The organism is Marinobacter sp., from assembly GCF_014859525.1.
In the GTDB taxonomy this organism is placed as follows: Bacteria; Pseudomonadota; Gammaproteobacteria; order Pseudomonadales; family Oleiphilaceae; genus Marinobacter.
The window spans coordinates 50,707-67,038 of record NZ_JACUUB010000002.1; the positions used below are offsets into that span (position 1 = coordinate 50,707).

The window sequence follows — 16,332 nt, forward strand, 5'->3', positions numbered from 1 at the left end:
CAATAATATAGGTATTGCTTGCGCCAGAGTAGCGCAATTACCTGCACCAATGTAGTGCGTAGTGCCCGCCATTGTCTCAAAACAGCGCACTGCCGGTGTCTCTGGCCGCCACTATTATAATGCCGACGGGGTACAGTATGGCAGGGGCAGCGGTGTGATACACTCCCGTGAGCATCGTAAGCGGCATGGCCAATGGTCTGATATTGCCGGGAAACTGATTATTGAAGAGGTGTCGCATGAAAGGCCCACAAGATTTTTTTGCTCAGTTGCAGGGTCAGTTTGGCCAGTTTGTTCCGGATATGGCGCGAGCTGCGAAAGACGATTTTGAGGCTCAGGCTCGGGCAACCGTGATGACCGTTCTGTCAAAGCTGGAGCTGGTTACCCGTGAAGAATTCGACGCCCAGCAAGCGGTATTGATGAAAACCCGTGAAAAGGTCGAAGCACTCGAAAAGCGCGTTGCCGATCTGGAGAAGCGGATCCAGTCGTGATTTGCTGATTGAGCCCGAGCGCAGGATGCGCATTTGGGCCTCGAATTTAAACATTGCCAAGGAAGGTTGTCATGCTTGCTGTTGTCCATTCCCGCGCCATTATTGGCGTTTCTGCTCCTGCGGTTACCGTCGAGGTGCACCTGTCCGGTGGATTGCCTGCGCTTTCGATTGTTGGCTTGCCTGAAACCGGTGTACGGGAGAGCAAAGACCGGGTGCGCAGTGCGCTGCTGAATGCCGGCTTCGAGTTCCCTGCTCGCCGAATTACCATCAACCTGGCTCCAGCCGACTTGCCTAAAGAGGGCGGTCGTTTCGATTTGCCCATTGCCCTTGGCATTCTGGCTGCCTCTGGCCAGATTGCAGGCGAGAGCCTCAAAGACCTCGAGTTTATCGGTGAGCTTTCTCTGGATGGCGCGCTACGACCTCTCAAAGGCGTATTGCCAGCGGTGTTAGCGGCGCGTGAGGCAGGGCGATCGCTTGTGCTGCCCCAAGACAACGCCGAAGAGGCCGCTCTGGCCAGTAATGGCGACGTGTTGGCGGCCAGCCACATTCTGATGGTGTGTGAGCATCTGGCGGGTCGGGCCCGGCTGGTGCCGCTTGGGCGTGGCGATTCCGGCGCTGACGCCGGCGCCGCTGCCGATGCAGCGGATCTGGCCGATGTGCGGGGCCAGCAGGTGCCACGCAGGGCGTTGGAGGTAGCCGCCGCCGGCGCGCATAACCTGTTGTTTTTTGGACCTCCGGGAACGGGGAAAAGCATGTTGGCCGGCCGGCTGCCGGGCATTCTGCCCGCCCTCGACGACGCGTCAGCCATGGAGGTGGCCAGCGTACATTCTGTAGCCGGATTGCCCCTCAAGGCGGGTGGCTGGCGCCAGCCGCCGTTCCGGGCGCCCCACCATACTGCCTCTGCGGTAGCGCTGGTGGGTGGCGGTAGCAGTCCACGACCAGGAGAAATCTCGTTGGCTCACCGTGGGGTTCTGTTTCTGGATGAGTTGCCGGAGTTTGAGCGCCGGGTTCTGGAGGTGTTGCGAGAGCCTATGGAAACCGGCGAAATCGCCATCAGTCGTGCCGCTCGCCAGGTCACCTTTCCCGCACGGTTTCAGGTGGTTGCCGCGATGAATCCCTGCCCGTGCGGCTACAGTGGCCATCCGACGATTGAGTGTCAGTGTACACCGCCGCAGATTATGCGCTATCGATCGAAAATTTCCGGCCCCTTGCTGGACCGCTTTGATCTTCATGTTGAGGTGCCCGTTCAGTCAGGGAAGGTGCTGTTGGGCTCCGGCGAGGCGGGCGAATCAAGCGCTTGTGTCAGGGAGCGGGTGCTTCAGGCCAGGGCCCTGCAAGAACAGCGGGGTGCTCTTAATGCGGGGCTGGCGGGTCGAGCGCTTGATCGTGCCTGCCGCCTGGATGCCGACAGCGAGCGGTTGTTATCCAGTGCCATGGAAAAGCTGGGCTTGTCTGCCCGGGCCTTGCATCGGATTTTGCGGGTAGCCCGAACCCTGGCCGATCTGGAGGGCCAGGCGGAGCTTTCGCGCAAGCACCTGATTGAGGCGCTGGGCTATCGGCAGCTGGATCGTCAACATGGGCACAGCTCGGTTGTCTCCTCCTGAGCCGGCAGACTCTGGTAAACTGATGGGTAAATTTCCGATAATCAGATCCATACCGACGGTTGAGGATGACAGATGACAGACCAGAACGAGACCCCCGACGCCTCCGGAGATAATCCGGTCACGACCCGCCGCGGAGTGCGTAGTTTTGTGCTGCGCCAGGGCCGGATGACCGAAGGCCAGAAAAAAGCCTACGAACGTAGCTGGTCTAAATACGGACTGAGCCGGGAAAATGGAATGATAGATCCCCGGGAGGTATTTGGCCGGGACAACATGCTGAACCTGGAGATTGGTTTTGGCATGGGCAGGTCGCTGGCAGACATGGCCGAAGCTGCCCCGGAACAGGATTTTATTGGTGTTGAGGTGCACTTGCCCGGTGTCGGGGCTCTGCTGAAGGATGTGGAAGACCGGGGACTGGAGAACGTCCGTGTATACAGTATTGATGCCAATGACGTCATTGATCTGTGCCTGCCGGATGCCAGCCTGGATCGGGTGATGGTGTTCTTCCCGGATCCCTGGCACAAAAAGAAACATAACAAGCGGCGCTTGATCCAGCATGAATTTGTTCAGCGAATCCGCCACAAATTACGGGTAGGTGGCATTCTTCACCTGGCAACGGATTGGGAGAATTACGCGGAACATATGATGGAAGTAATGGCGGATTCTGAGGGCTTTGCCAACACTCAGGAAGAGGGTGGCTTTTCACCGCGCCCGGATGATCGCCCGGTCACCAAGTTTGAAAAGCGTGGCGAAAAACTGGGGCATGGTGTTTGGGATTTGCTGTTCTACCGGACCAATTAACGCCCTGCCAGAGCTCCCCGCTCAGGATGAATGACTGAGGGGGTGCCGCCTGGCGGCCCGGATGATCACCAGCCCTGCTATGCCCAGCACAATCCCGGTAAACTTGATCAGGGCCAGTATGGTGGCCGTCATGCTCATGGAGTCGGTTGGCGGGCTCAGGTTATTCAGCAAGACAATGTTTTCTGCCACATCGCTCACGCCAGCAATCACGAACAGCAATCGCACCCAGCGCGCAACCATGCGCTCCCTGATGCCCGGCCGGTCCCGCGTTAAGTGCCGTGTCAGCTGCAGCAAAGCAGCCAGATAGGCCAGGATAAATACAAAGTCCAGCCACAGGGACAGTTGTACCCACATCAGTTTGCCGTCTCGCCAGCTCCGGATAATGGCATACGATTGCTCGGCAGTGCCTGCCAGCTGAAAGCTCACAATACCCTGCGGGGCTGACCCGGTTTTCAGAGGCTGGTTGATCGCCATAAGCACCAGGAACAGCGTCACGGCAACTGCAATGGAGATTTTTATTGACCGCCGCATAGCTCGGGGTTGGGGGTCAGAAGAGTGCTGAGTGGTGTCCATCAGAGAAAATATTCCAGCAAGCTGTTCAGGTAACGCTGCCCATGTTCCGTCGCCTGAATGCGATCGGCGGTCAGCAGTTGTTGTTTTCGTAGATGGTCAAGTTGTACCGCAACAGACGACAAGGGTAAACCTGTACGAGCAAAATACACATCCTCCGTGACCCCCTGTTTTAGCCGTAACGCGTTCATCATAAATTCCAGCGCCCGGTCCTCGGGTTCGATGGCTTCGCTGCCGGCGGTTCGGGAACCAATGCGGTTCAGGTAGGCGTCTGGCTGTCGGGTTTTCCAGTAACGCAGAATACGACCGTCGGCCAGGCTAACCTTGCCATGGCCGCCCGCACCCAAGGCCAGATAGTCGCCGAACGTCCAATAGTTCAGATTGTGGCGGCTCTCTGATCCCGGCCGGCTCCAGGCTGATACCTCGTAATCGGTGAACCCTGCCTCGTGTAGTAAGGCAGCGCCCTGCTGGTAGATATCCCAAAGCCGATCATCATTCGGCAGCTCCGGTGGGCGCGAGAAAAATTCGGTATTCGGCTCAATGGTTAACTGGTACCAGGACAGGTGGGTGGGCTGATGGGCGAGCGCCGCACGCAGGTCGGTTAAAGCCTGCTCTGGCGTCTGGCCAGGCAATCCATGCATAAGGTCAATGTTGACGTTATCAAAACCGGCCGATCGGGCAGTCGCAATCGCCTGATGTGCCATGGTCTGATCGTGAATCCGGCCAAGCGCCTTGAGATGTTCGGGTTGAAAGCTTTGTACTCCGATCGACAAGCGATTGATGCCCGCCTCGCGAAAGTGCTCGAAACGACCGGCTTCGAGTGTGCCGGGGTTGGCCTCGAGTGTGATCTCGGCGTCTGCTGAAAAGGTCAGCCGCTGGCGCAGTCTCTTAAACAGTGTCTGATAAAACTCTCCACTCATGAGCGAGGGCGTTCCGCCACCAATAAACACGCTTTCGATGGAGCGGGCCCGAACAAACTGGAGGTCCTGGTCCAGGTCTTCCAGAATCGCGTCGAGATAGGAGGTTTCCGGAATCGCACCCTGAAGGGCGTGGGAGTTAAAGTCGCAATAGGGGCACTTGCGAACGCACCAGGGTACATGGATGTAGAGGCTCAGTGGCGGAGAGACCACCGCAGGCGCAGTGGCTGTCATGCCGTCAGGTCTCCGTCTGAAGCTGAGCCAGCAGGCTGGCCAAGGCCCGGCCGCGATGGCTGATGCTGCCCTTTTGCTGGCGGGTCAACTCGGCGGCACTGCAGTTGTGTTCCGGTGCCAGAAACACCGGGTCGTAGCCGAAGCCGCCGTCGCCCCGGGGACTGGTCAGAATTTGCCCCGGCCAGCGGCCATGGCAAATGATCGGTGTCGGGTCATCGGCGTGCCGCAGGTAGACCAGCACGCAGTGGAACTGCGCACTGCGCTGGCCTTCGGGCACCTGCTGCATGGCGGTCAACAGAGCTTGAACGTTGTCGGCATCGGTGGCGTTGTCGCCGGCATAGCGGGCTGAGCGGACGCCGGGCTGGCCATTCAGCGCATCCACAGACAGCCCGCTGTCATCTGCCAGCGCCGGCAGCCCCGTGACTCTCGCAGCGTGGCGAGCCTTGAGGATGGCATTTTCAACAAAGGTAACGGCGGGCTCTTCAGCTTCGCTGACGCCCAGTTCGCCTTGCGCCACCGGTTGCAGGCCCAAGGGGCTGAGCAAGTCGCTCAGCTCGGTGATCTTGCCTTTGTTGTTGCTGGCGATGACGAGTGTCTGGTTCATGGCGTTAGTCATTAAACAGGGTGTGTGAAAAGCGAACCTGAAGATCGCGATTATGGCCGCTGGGGCGGGCTTTTATATTAAAGGTCATCAGATCGCCGGGGCGATGCTGGTACTGGGCAATGAAATAAACGGAGTCGCCTTCCTGGATACGGCGGAACGCCAGAAAGTTCACTTGTTGAATATCGTTGGCAACCTGGCCTTCCATTTGCCCGCCAACGGTGCGAATCTGGCCGTGTTCACCTTCGGTCATGATGGAGATGTTGATGGTCCCTATGCTCCGGCTGCGCTGGAGGTTGTTGTCTCTGGCAACCTCAGGGGTCAGGAACGTACTGGGAAAGACACTCCAGTGTACTTGATATTCGCCAAAATCTTCCTGGCCAGCATGAGCCTGGGCCAGCATGAAAATTCCAAAGGTCAGGATCAAAAACCGTGTTATGAGGTGAGTGATCATTTTGATTGCTCCCGTGTGATGCGATAGATAGCGATTTCCCCCAGCAAATTGGGCCACAGTCGAGCCAGCCAGCTGTTCTGGTGCTGACCGTCTACCACCCTCCGGCTTTTAACCTGAATACCTTTTTGCCGGCACAGGGCCTCAAAATCCTTAAAGGTACACAACCGGATGTTGGGGGTGTTGTACCATTTATACGGAAGTGCGTCGGATTCGGGCATACGGCCTTTCAGGGTCAGTCCCCAACGTAAGCGCCAATGGGCAAAGTTGGGAAAGGTGACAATGCCCTCGCGACCGACCCGAAGCATTTCTTCAATCACTTTATCCGGACGACGAACGGCTTGCAGGGCTTGGGTCATCAGGACAACGTCGAACATGCCATCGTCAAAGTTGTCCAGACCCTGGGTGTCCAGGTTCTGTTCGATAACGCTGACGCCGCGGCTCATGCAGGTGGTGATGTGGTCCGGGTTAATCTCCAGACCGAAGCCCGTGGCCCCGCGTTCCCGCTGCAGAAAATCGAGTAGCGTGCCATTACCACAACCCAGATCCAGAACGTGATCGCCGGGTTGGACCCACTGCTGAATGATCTGAAGATCCGGTCTCATGCGCCCACCTCCCGTGCAACGCGGTCAAGGTAGGCGGTAAAGATGTCGGTATACCTGGGCGTGGGGATCAGAAAGGCATCATGTCCCCAGGGCGCGTCGATTTCGGCGTAACTGACTTTTTTGCGGGCAAGGATCATGGCGTTCACAATTTCTTCCGAGCGGGCCGGGATGAATCGCCAGTCCGTGCTGAACGACAACACCAGAAACTCGCATTGTGCGGGTGCTAATGCTTTCGCCAGATCGCCACCGGCGGCATGTGCCGGATCAAAGTAATCCAGGGCGCGGGTCATCAGCAGATAGGTGTTGGCATCGAAGCTTTCGGAAAAGCGCTCACCCTGGTAGCGCAGATAGCTTTCGACCTGAAATTCGGCATCAAAACCGAATTTGTTGGCTGTGTCGCGCAATTCCCGCCCAAACTTTTCACCCATGGAGGCGTCAGACAAATAGGTGATGTGGCCAACCATTCTCGCGAGCATTAATCCCCGGCGTGGCAGGGTCTCAAAGTCATAGTAGCGGCCGTCATGGAACTCCCGGTCAGAGATAATGGCCTGGCGTGCCACTTCATTGAAGGCGATATTCTGAGCACTCAGCCTGGGTGTGGAGGCGATGACTAATGCGTGGCGCAGTCGGTCCGGGTAGTCGAGGCTCCATTGAAGGGCCTGCATGCCACCGAGCGACCCGCCAACCACGGCAGCCCACTGCTCGATGCCCAGATGGTCCGCCAGTCGGGCCTGGCTCTTTACCCAGTCGGCAACGGTAATGACCGGAAAGTCCGGGCCATAGGGTTTTCCGGTGTTCGGATTGGTGGAGTTTGGGCCGGTACTGCCGTGGCAGCCGCCCAGGTTGTTGAGGCTGACCACAAAAAAACGATCGGTATCAATCGGCTTTCCGGGGCCGATACAGCTGTCCCACCACCCGGGTTTGCGATCGTCCATGGTGTGATAGCCAGCGGCATGATGATGGCCGCTAAGGGCATGGCAGATCAGGATCGCGTTGCTGGCATCCGCTTTGAGCGTGCCATAGGTTTCGATAACCAGATCGTAGCGATCCAGAGTCTGGCCGCAGGCCAGCTCGATAGGCTCATCAAAAGGGATGGTTCGTGGGCTTACTAAGCCCACGGAATCCGAGGGCAGGGAATCGGGCATGGGTGCGATGAGTTCCTGGTCCGGTCCACAAGTGTCTGGCCACAGGCCGTGAATTGTGCGGAAGTTTGCGACAACGTTGCAGTTTAAAGGGGGGTGGGAGTTGCTGCAACCGGTGTGTATCGGGAGCGGGAGTTTTCGGGGCCAGGGCGGTGATCGCCCAAGCCCCGAACACTCAGATTGCGCCAGAAATATTGACGACTTTTTGCTGAATCATGGTGGGCGCCGGTTTCCGGATTTGCCGCATCATCGCGTCGGCCAGCTCAAGCTGTTTGCGAAGATCGACGATCGAATTATCCAGACGCTGACGCTCGGAGCGGCTGTCGCGGTCACTCCGGACCATATCGCGAAGCCGCCGGATCTGGTGTTCCAGCAGCTGTTTCTGCTCCATCGAGTACTGCATGATCGGCAGCAGGGCTTCTTGCGGCCAGCGCTCGACATCCTTGCGAACCCGGGCGTGCAGGGTGCGGGCCTCGCCGACCATTACGTTGAAGAAACGGCGGACCAGCAGTGACTGCTCGGTCAGCAGGTTTTTCGGGCTGATGCGGAACCGCTTGGCTTTCTTGCGAAGTTCCCGGATGGCAATGACATGGCGTCCCACACGTAAGGGAATAGGCTCCAGATGTCTGGCACGGGTATCTTCGTTGTAGCGCCGATAAATTGCGCCAACCATTTTTTCTGCCAGCCGACCTTCGGCGAGCAGGTTGCTCAGATCGCCCTCGAGCAACTCGAAGAAATGATCCATGGCCCGGTTCATGCCGGCGGTGGTCCAGCTTTTGGACATCATGTGGCGGACTTTGCTGGCATGGTTTTCAAACCGATCTTCCGTCACCAGCGTGTTCAGCATTTCGCCCTGTGAGTTCATCAGTCGCCGGGAGGAGCGCAGCGTGATCAGTTTCTTGTAGTAGAAGTCGTAATCTTTCTGGGCCCGCTCAGCCAGCCGGCTCAAGGCGGGCTTGTCTATGGTGACGCCGGCACAGGCTTGGCGCTCTTCCTCCAATGACTCCAGCCGGTACTGCATGGCCGCCTGGCTGTTCTGTAGCATGCCCAGCAGGTCGTTGATCAGGTTCTGGGTGATCAGCTGCTCTTTGTGCATCAGGATGCGCTGAATAATCAACTGCTCAAGCTGACCGATATTGCAGCGGTCGAACAGGTCGTTATCCTTGCGGACCCGCGCCAGCAAACCCTGTTTGGCGGACAGCGGAATAACATCCTGTTGGCGGATGCCGAGGTGATCAGCGGTGTAGTTGCGTACCCGCTCGATGGCATCCTGAGTGTGCTGTTCGCCCTGCAGGTCATCCCACAGCACGTCAATCTTGTTCAGCACCGCAAACCGGCCAGCGCGATGATCGGCGTGCTCGGTATCGATATGATCTTTCCAGATGGTCATATCGCTGGCGGTAACGCCAGTGTCTGCGCTCAGAACAAAAATCACCGCATGGGCACGCGGCAGCATGCTGATGGTCAGCTCCGGTTCAGACCCCAGGGCATTCAGGCCTGGGGTATCGAGTATGCGAAGGCCGCGCTCAAACAACGGGTGACGGATACTGATCTGGGCATTTCGCCACGCAGGCACCAGTACATGACCCGGATTGTTGCGGTCGTGTTCCAGCATGTCCTCATCGAAACCGAGCTTGCGCGCCTCTTCTGGCGAGACGCTCTTGACCCGGGCAACCTCGGCCAGTACCTCGCGGATGATTTCAGGATTACGCTCGTCCAGGTCATGTTTTACCCAGCGATCTGGTTGCTTGCGGAGTTGCTGCAGGGAAAGTTCGCCGGTTCTGGTCTCAATCGGGAGCAGAAGCAGATAATTCTGGTTGGCGCTGCGATCGTAAAACAGCTCGGTCGGGCACATGGTGGTCCGGCCGGCTTGTGATGGCAGCATACGCTGGCCGTATTCAGCGAAAAACAGAGCATTGATCAGCTCGGTTTTACCTCGTGAATACTCACCGACAAAGGCAATGGTCAACTCGTCTTCTATGAGTAGTTCCAGTCCGTGTCGAATGCGAGTGCTGACATCTTCCGAGAACAGGTTGTTATCTTGCAGCCACAGCCGGTACCGGCCAATCTGCCGGATCAGCTCTTTCTTCCAGTTATGATAGGCCTCAACCTGCTGCGACAGAGTTCCCTGCTGGTTCATTGGATAATCCTTCTGCGCGACTTCCGGGTGCTATCCCAGGGAGCTTGCGGACGACGTCCGGCGTATTTCTTGCCCCCTGAATTAAATGACGTTAATCATAGCCTGTTTATTCAGGCTGTTGGGGTGAGCCAGTCTGCATTTCCAGAAGGGGGTGACAGTATGTAAAAAAAAGACTGCAGTATCAGTAAGTTGATACTGCAGTCTTTATTGTGTCATTAGTGATTGATCTGTAAAGAAATGTATATTTGTGAGGTAGGTTACATCCCGAGGCCAATCGAGCCCAGGCCAACAGCCAGTTTCATGTGGTCAATCATCACGGAAATGACATTCAGGATCAGGAACACAATGATTGGCGACAGGTCCAGCCCACCCATGGATGGCATGATGCTGCGCACGGGGCGCATGACCGGCTCGGTAATCTGTGCAACCAGTTGAATGGCCGGGTGCCCGCTTTGTGGTGCAATCCAGCTCACAACCACCACGGCAATCACTGACCAGAAGTAAATTTTCACGATCAGTCCGATTACGTTCAGGACAGCCCAGACCAATAACGTTAATGGATTGACAGCGGGAATGCCTCCATTTAAGGCTACCAGGATCAGGAAGAAGGTAATCGCCTGGATAATAACCGCCAGTACCAGCGCTGCTCCGTCAACACCGCCCAAGACAGGTACAACCCTGCGCAAGGGGCGCAAAGGCGGATTGGTGGCCTTTACCACGAACTGCGTAATCGGATTGTAGAAGTCGGCCCGCGCAAGCTGAAGCAAGAAGCGCAGCAGGACAATGGTCATGTAAAAGGTCGAGGCGATCAGCAAGATCGTAATCACAATATCTGCCAGCATGAAGCTGTGTCTCCGTTATTGATTACTGTTTGTCTGCCATTTCTTTGGTCATTTCTCCGGAGCGCTCGAAGGCGGCGCCGTAAGCTTTCTTGACCAGATCTCTCAGGCCACCGTCCTCAAAGGTGTGGACCGCTCGCTCGGTGGTGCCGCCAGGCGACATCACGTTGCGTTTAAGCTGCGCAGGGTCCTGATCGCTGCGACCAGCCATTTCGGCTGCACCGGCCATGGTTTGAATGGCCAGCGCTCGCGCCGTTGTCGGCTCAATACCGGCTTCCGTGGCGGCTTCTTCCAGTGCCTCAAGCATCAGGAAGAAATAGGCAGGCCCGCTGCCAGAGAGGGCAGTTACGCCGTGCAGCAGGTTTTCATCGTCTACCCACAGGGCTGTGCCAACGCTCTCAAACATCACCTGAATCGTATCTTTCTGTGCCGGTTTGACCTGGTCGTTGGCGAACAAGCCGGCTGCGCCTTTGCCCACCAGGGAGGGCGTGTTCGGCATCACCCGCACCAGCGGCATACCGCCGCCCAGCCACTGATCCAGAGTTTCTGCGCTCAGGCCGGCGGCAATCGAGACCATCAACGGGCGAGTGTTCTGTACCACCGGGGCAATGTCTCTGCAAACTGCGGCCATTACCTGGGGTTTTACCGCCAGTACCACGATGTCTGCTTGCTGCGCACAGTAGCGATTGTCGGTGGTCACGCTCACGCCAAAGCGTTTGCGAATCGTCTGCAAGTGGTCATCATCCGGGGCGCTGACCCAGATATCTGTGGCCTGGTAACCACTGTCCAGCATGCCGCCAATGATGGCGCTGGCCATGTTGCCGGCACCGATAAAAGAAATCGTGGGTGACTTACTCAAGATTTACTCCAGGCTTGGGTCGGTTAATGAGTTGACTGCGATCATAGCAGGAACCGGTCAATTCAGCTCTGGCTGTGTTTGGGCGGTCTGGCTCCGTAAAGGGCGGTGCCCACTCGAACCCAGGTTGCGCCTTCGGCAATGGCAATCTCCAGATCATCAGACATACCCATAGACAAGCTGTCCAGCGGGCCGGCCTCTGGGTGCTCGCGCCGGAGCGTTCTGAGCGTGTTGGCCAGTTTGCGAAAACTGAGCCGCAGTTCGGCTTCGGACTGGTCCGGGTCTGGTATCGCCATCAACCCCCTGAGCCGGATGTTCGGCAGCTCACCGACGTCTGATACCAGATCGGGCAGTTCGGTCAGAGTGCAGCCAGACTTGCTGTCTTCGTTGTTGATGTTGACCTGCAGGCAGAGGTTTAGCGGCGGCAGAGACGTTGGCCGCTGCTCGCTCAGGCGCCGCGCAATCTTCAGCCGGTCCACGCTGTGCACCCAGGTAAACGTTTCTGCGATTTGCCGGGTTTTGTTGGACTGGATCGGGCCGATAAAATGCCATTCGATCTGGTTCAGATCACTCAACGCGGCGATCTTGTCCAAGGCCTCTTGCAGGTAATTTTCACCAAACGCGATTTGACCCGCTTCGGCGGCGGCGCGAAGCTCGTCGGGAGTGCGGGTCTTGCTGACTGCCAGCAAGCGCACACTGCCGGGCTCGCGCCCCGCGTTCAATGTTGCTTTTTGTATGCGTCGGGTTACGCTCCCGATGTTGTCTGCTATGCTGCTCATAGTGTGAGTTTGCCGCTTCTGGACTAAAAGAAAAAGCCCTCCGAGGAATCCTATGGATATTACTGAACTGCTTGCCTTTTCGGCGAAACAGGGTGCGTCGGATTTGCACCTGTCTGCCGGTCTGCCACCCATGATCCGCGTTGACGGCGATGTGCGTCGTATCAACCTGCCCCCGATGGAGCACAAAGAAGTGCACGGGTTGATTTACGACATCATGAACGACAAGCAGCGTAAGGATTACGAAGAGTTCCTGGAAACCGATTTCTCGTTTGAGGTGCCAGGTGTCGCTCGTTTCCGGGTAAACGCGTTCAACCAGAATCGCGGTGCCGGTGCAGTATTTCGGACCATCCCCTCGAAGGTTCTGACCATGGAAGATCTGGGCATGGGCCAGGTTTTCAAGGATGTGTCGTCGGTACCCCGTGGTCTGGTGCTGGTTACAGGCCCTACGGGTTCCGGTAAGTCCACCACCCTGGCGGCGATGATCGACTACATCAACGATACCCGCTACGAACACGTCCTCACCATCGAGGACCCCATCGAATTCGTCCACGAATCCAAAAAGTGCCTGGTTAACCAGCGTGAAGTGCATCGGGACACTCTGGGCTTTAACGAGGCCCTGCGTTCAGCCCTGCGGGAAGACCCGGACATCATTCTGGTGGGCGAGCTGCGAGACCTGGAGACCATCCGCCTGGCCCTGACCGCTGCGGAAACCGGTCACTTGGTGTTCGGCACCCTGCACACCACATCGGCTGCCAAAACCATTGACCGTGTGGTCGACGTGTTCCCGGCGGAAGAAAAGTCCATGGTCCGCTCCATGTTGTCGGAATCCCTGCAAGCGGTTATTTCCCAGACCCTGATGAAGAAAATGGGCGGCGGTCGGATTGCAGCTCACGAAATTATGATCGGTACCTCGGCAATCCGGAACCTGATCCGGGAAGATAAGATTGCCCAGATGTACTCGTCGATCCAGACCGGTGCCTCTCTGGGTATGCAGACCTTGGATCAATGCTTGGAGCGGTTGTTGCAAAAAGGCCTGATATCTCGCGAAGCGGCGCGGGCAAAAGCGAAAATGCCGGATAATTTCTGATTGGCACCCTGGACTGAACAATAGGTAATAGCATGGAATTTGAAAAACTGTTGCGGCTGATGGTAGAAAAAGGTGGTTCAGACCTGTTTATTACGGCAGGCGTACCCCCCAGCATGAAAGTGAACGGCAAGGTGTTGCCTGTCACCAAGAATGCTCTGACGCCGGAGCAGACCCGGGAGTTTGTCTATGGTGCTATGAATGACAAACAGCGCGCTGAGTTCGATGAAAGCCACGAGTGCAACTTCGCCATCAGCGCCCGAGGCATTGGCCGTTTCCGTGTTAGCGCCTTCTTTCAGCGTAACCTGTGCGGCATGGTATTGCGCCGCATCGAAGTGAAAATCCCTCAGATTGATGATCTGTCCCTGCCGGAGATCATCAAGGACCTGGCCATGACAAAGCGTGGCCTGATCATGTTTGTGGGCGCCACTGGTACGGGTAAGTCCACCTCGTTGGCGGCGATGCTTGGCCACCGCAATCGCAACAGCCGCGGTCATATCATCTCCATCGAAGACCCGATCGAATTCGTACACCAGCATCAGGGCTGCATTGTCACCCAGCGGGAAGTGGGTATCGATACCGATAGCTTCGACGTGGCCCTGAAAAACACCCTGCGTCAGGCTCCGGACGTCATCCTCATCGGTGAGGTGCGTACTCGCCAGACCATGGAATACTCCGTGCAGTTTGCCGAAACCGGCCACCTGTGTCTGGCCACCCTGCACGCCAACAACGCGAACCAGGCGCTGGACCGGATTATCCAGTTCTTTCCGCCTGAACAGCACAACCAGATCTGGATGGATCTTTCCCTCAACCTGCGGGCGATCGTAGCACAGCAATTGATCCCAACACCGGATGGCAATGGCCGAAAGGCAGTCATCGAGGTTTTGATCAATACCCCTCTGGTAGCCGATATCATTCGTAAAGGCGACGTGCACAAGCTTAAAGAGCTGATGGCGAAGTCCAACGAGTCTGGCATGCAAACCTTCGATCAGGCACTTTACCGGCTATACGCAGAGGGCTCTATTACATACGAAGACGCTCTGGCCCATGCAGATTCGGCAAACGATCTGCGCCTGATGATCAAGCTGGGCGCTGACGCCCAGGGTGCAGACAAGCTTTCTTCCTCGGTCGATAAGCTGACCATCCAGGGCGATTGATCTACCCTTTCGTGTTTATAAGCGGCCCCTGCTCAGGGGTCGCAGTCATACCAAAGTCGTAATTAATTAGGAAAGTTAACCAGTAGTTTTGGCATTTGAGGCCAAGACTATGTGCTGCGTATACTCCGCGCGCGTCCAACCAAGGAGATACCATGCACAAGAATACCAATGCTCTCGTAAAGGCAATCCGCCTTGCAACTCTGGCCGTTGTGGCTGCGCCGGCCAGTGTTTTGGCCGGCGGTTTTGCGCTCAATGAGCAAAGTGCCAGTGCCATGGGTACCGCCAATGCCGGTGCCGCTGCTAATCCTGAAAATGCCAGCATTGTGTTTTTCAATCCGGCGGGCATGAGCCAGTTGTCTGGTACCAACATTTCATTTGGTGCTACCTACCTGAATATCGATGCGAAAGCTAAAGAGGGTGCTGCTGCCACCAGAATCTCTGGCAACCCGGTCAATCCTGCGGGGCGGGGAGGGGATATCGCGAGTGGGGCTTGGCTTCCGAATTTCTATCTCGCCCATGAGGTAAATGATTTCATAGATGTAGGGTTTGGTGTTCATGCACCTTACGGTTTGGCTGCTGACTATGAGGATGATTTTGTTGGTCGTTTTTTTGCGGATAAGACCGAATTGACGGCGATTGCTTTTACGCCATCCGTTGCGCTTAACAACGGCCAGGGTTTGTCCATGGGGTTGGGGCTGAATGTCATTTATGCGGAAGGGCGTTTAACCAGAAATCAGGATCTCGGACCTCAAGGTGAAATGCTTGGTTCAGAGCCCTACGCCGACATCGAAGGTGATGACGTTGCCGTGACTTTTCGTGTTGGTTTTTTGTATGAGCTTTCAGAGAAAACCCAGTTTGGTTTGACGGCGCAAACTGGTACAGAGCTCAACCTTAAGGGTGATATGGAAGTGTCAGGCCTACCTCCTCAATTGGGTATGGGTGACACGCTGGCTGAAAAAGTGGAAGTTCCGCTGGCTATTCCTGAGAGCGTCAGTGTTGGCGTTCGTCATAACGTGACAGATGACGTGACCCTATTGGCGGGTGCGACCTATTCGCGCTGGAGCCGTTTTGAGGAGCTGGACATCATCAGTCGTGATCCGAACGGGGACATTGCGGGCGTTCCCGGTGCCGTGATTAGCCACACCACGGAAAAATGGGACAATACTTGGCAACTCAATGTCGGCGGTATCTGGCAGGCAACGCCGGCATGGGCCTTCAAGGCGGGTTATGCGTATGACGAGTCGCCAGTGGGTGAATACGTTACCGCACGCATCCCGTCGACAGATCGTCATTGGTTGACCTTGGGTGCTCAGTGGAAAGATGCACAAAGCGGTTGGACGGTCGACGCTGCGATCGGAACGCTGATCTTTGATGGCAACGCTAAAGTTGATGAAGTGTTCTATCAGCATGAGAATCCTACCGAGCAGGATCCCGTTTTCGGTGACTCAAGGTATCAGGCCGAGTACGAGCTCAGTGCCTGGAGCGCAGCCATCGAATTCAGTAAAGCATTCTGATCGGCTGGCTTCAGTTCAGGGTTGGCCTGCAGTGTCGGGTCAGCCGACGACCTGGCCACGGTAGATAACCTGTTTCTTCCGTGGCCAGACAGTCTTCTCCGTTCCCCTCTTTTACCACCTTTACATCATCATCGTTTGCAATCGTTTGGCCGCGATAGGTTTTTGCCGCTGAGGCGTCGTTGCCGAGCTGGCCGAGTTCCGGCACGCGTTGTTTTAAAGCTTCCCACGTGTGCACCAGGTGCTGGGATCGAGTTTTACCCGCGTATTCAGCCAGATGTTCTTCAAGATGGTCTTCATTGAGGTGAAGCTTTACCCCGAATTCGGACTGAATCAAACGCCGGCATTGGTGCACCAGCTTCAGAAGGGAAGGGTCGAAAAGCCAGCTGCGCTCACTCGCTACGGAATTCATGATAGGCCTCGCATCGATGTCACTGCATAAGGGCATGGTTGCGCCCAGACAGAGAGTTGAGAAGCAGAATTCGTGCCGCCACCGGAATTCGCAAGTTATAACGCTTTGTACGCAGGATGGAGTGGTAACGCTGCCCTGTTTTTG

General features: G+C 56.6%; 17 protein-coding genes. 6 read left to right on the top strand and 11 right to left on the bottom strand.

Going from position 1 to position 16,332, the window contains the following annotated elements:
- The first annotated feature begins 236 nt into the window (after positions 1-236).
- The 3 genes from IBX51_RS01020 to trmB all read left to right on the top strand — a co-directional run bounded on the left by IBX51_RS01020 (position 237) and on the right by trmB (position 2,890).
- Complete coding sequence (locus tag IBX51_RS01020) at positions 237-488, top strand: accessory factor UbiK family protein (RefSeq protein ID WP_291827744.1); 252 nt, start codon at positions 237-239, stop codon at positions 486-488.
- A 71-nt stretch (positions 489-559) separates the two neighbouring features.
- On the top strand, positions 560-2,092 hold the full coding sequence (locus IBX51_RS01025) for a YifB family Mg chelatase-like AAA ATPase (protein WP_291827745.1): 1,533 nt from the start codon (positions 560-562) through the stop codon (positions 2,090-2,092).
- Positions 2,093-2,164: 72 nt separating this feature from the next.
- Positions 2,165-2,890, top strand: coding sequence for a tRNA (guanosine(46)-N7)-methyltransferase TrmB (gene trmB, locus IBX51_RS01030; protein ID WP_291827748.1), 726 nt, complete (start codon positions 2,165-2,167; stop codon positions 2,888-2,890).
- Positions 2,891-2,911: 21 nt separating this feature from the next.
- Here the strand turns inward: trmB and IBX51_RS01035 are convergent, their stop codons facing one another.
- The 10 genes from IBX51_RS01035 to IBX51_RS01080 all read right to left on the bottom strand — a co-directional run bounded on the left by IBX51_RS01035 (position 2,912) and on the right by IBX51_RS01080 (position 12,024).
- Entirely contained in the window at positions 2,912-3,385 is a 474-nt protein-coding gene (locus IBX51_RS01035; protein ID WP_367166328.1) for a hypothetical protein, read from the bottom strand.
- A 77-nt stretch (positions 3,386-3,462) separates the two neighbouring features.
- On the bottom strand, positions 3,463-4,611 hold the full coding sequence (hemW, locus tag IBX51_RS01040) for a radical SAM family heme chaperone HemW (RefSeq protein ID WP_291827751.1): 1,149 nt from the start codon (positions 4,609-4,611) through the stop codon (positions 3,463-3,465).
- A 4-nt stretch (positions 4,612-4,615) separates the two neighbouring features.
- A complete protein-coding gene (gene rdgB, locus IBX51_RS01045) occupies positions 4,616-5,215 on the bottom strand; it encodes an RdgB/HAM1 family non-canonical purine NTP pyrophosphatase (RefSeq protein ID WP_291827753.1) in 600 nt (199 codons plus the stop codon).
- 4 nt (positions 5,216-5,219) lie between these two features.
- A complete protein-coding gene (locus IBX51_RS01050; RefSeq protein WP_291827756.1) occupies positions 5,220-5,666 on the bottom strand; it encodes a DUF4426 domain-containing protein in 447 nt (148 codons plus the stop codon).
- The gene (gene metW, locus IBX51_RS01055) at positions 5,663-6,268 is read right to left on the bottom strand and encodes a methionine biosynthesis protein MetW (RefSeq protein ID WP_291827759.1); all 606 of its coding nucleotides are present in this window, start codon (positions 6,266-6,268) and stop codon (positions 5,663-5,665) included. Before metW ends, IBX51_RS01050 begins: the two co-directional genes overlap by 4 nt.
- A complete protein-coding gene (locus IBX51_RS01060) occupies positions 6,265-7,413 on the bottom strand; it encodes a homoserine O-acetyltransferase (protein WP_291827760.1) in 1,149 nt (382 codons plus the stop codon). Before IBX51_RS01060 ends, metW begins: the two co-directional genes overlap by 4 nt.
- Before the next feature lie 172 nt (positions 7,414-7,585).
- A complete protein-coding gene (locus tag IBX51_RS01065; RefSeq protein ID WP_291827763.1) occupies positions 7,586-9,550 on the bottom strand; it encodes a dynamin family protein in 1,965 nt (654 codons plus the stop codon).
- A gap of 257 nt (positions 9,551-9,807) precedes the next feature.
- Positions 9,808-10,392 (bottom strand): YggT family protein, encoded by a 585-nt coding sequence (locus IBX51_RS01070; RefSeq protein WP_291827765.1) that lies wholly within the window; start codon positions 10,390-10,392, stop codon positions 9,808-9,810.
- Between the two features lie 22 nt (positions 10,393-10,414).
- Positions 10,415-11,248, bottom strand: coding sequence for a pyrroline-5-carboxylate reductase (gene proC, locus IBX51_RS01075; RefSeq protein ID WP_291827767.1), 834 nt, complete (start codon positions 11,246-11,248; stop codon positions 10,415-10,417).
- 62 nt (positions 11,249-11,310) lie between these two features.
- The gene (locus tag IBX51_RS01080; protein ID WP_291827769.1) at positions 11,311-12,024 is read right to left on the bottom strand and encodes a YggS family pyridoxal phosphate-dependent enzyme; all 714 of its coding nucleotides are present in this window, start codon (positions 12,022-12,024) and stop codon (positions 11,311-11,313) included.
- A gap of 52 nt (positions 12,025-12,076) precedes the next feature.
- Between IBX51_RS01080 and IBX51_RS01085 the strand changes: the two genes are divergently transcribed.
- The 3 genes from IBX51_RS01085 (at position 12,077) to IBX51_RS01095 (ending at position 15,779) form a co-directional block, all read left to right on the top strand.
- Positions 12,077-13,111, top strand: a complete 1,035-nt coding sequence (locus IBX51_RS01085; protein WP_291827771.1) for a type IV pilus twitching motility protein PilT — start codon at positions 12,077-12,079, stop codon at positions 13,109-13,111.
- 32 nt (positions 13,112-13,143) lie between these two features.
- Positions 13,144-14,265 carry a PilT/PilU family type 4a pilus ATPase gene (locus tag IBX51_RS01090; RefSeq protein WP_291827773.1) on the top strand — a complete coding sequence of 374 codons (1,122 nt, stop codon included), beginning with the start codon at positions 13,144-13,146 and terminating at the stop codon, positions 14,263-14,265.
- Positions 14,266-14,417: 152 nt separating this feature from the next.
- A complete protein-coding gene (locus IBX51_RS01095; protein ID WP_291827776.1) occupies positions 14,418-15,779 on the top strand; it encodes an OmpP1/FadL family transporter in 1,362 nt (453 codons plus the stop codon).
- A 10-nt stretch (positions 15,780-15,789) separates the two neighbouring features.
- On the opposite strand, the gene IBX51_RS01100 is transcribed toward IBX51_RS01095, so the two are convergent.
- The gene (locus tag IBX51_RS01100) at positions 15,790-16,188 is read right to left on the bottom strand and encodes a hypothetical protein (RefSeq protein ID WP_291827778.1); all 399 of its coding nucleotides are present in this window, start codon (positions 16,186-16,188) and stop codon (positions 15,790-15,792) included.
- Between the last annotated feature and the right edge of the window lie 144 nt (positions 16,189-16,332).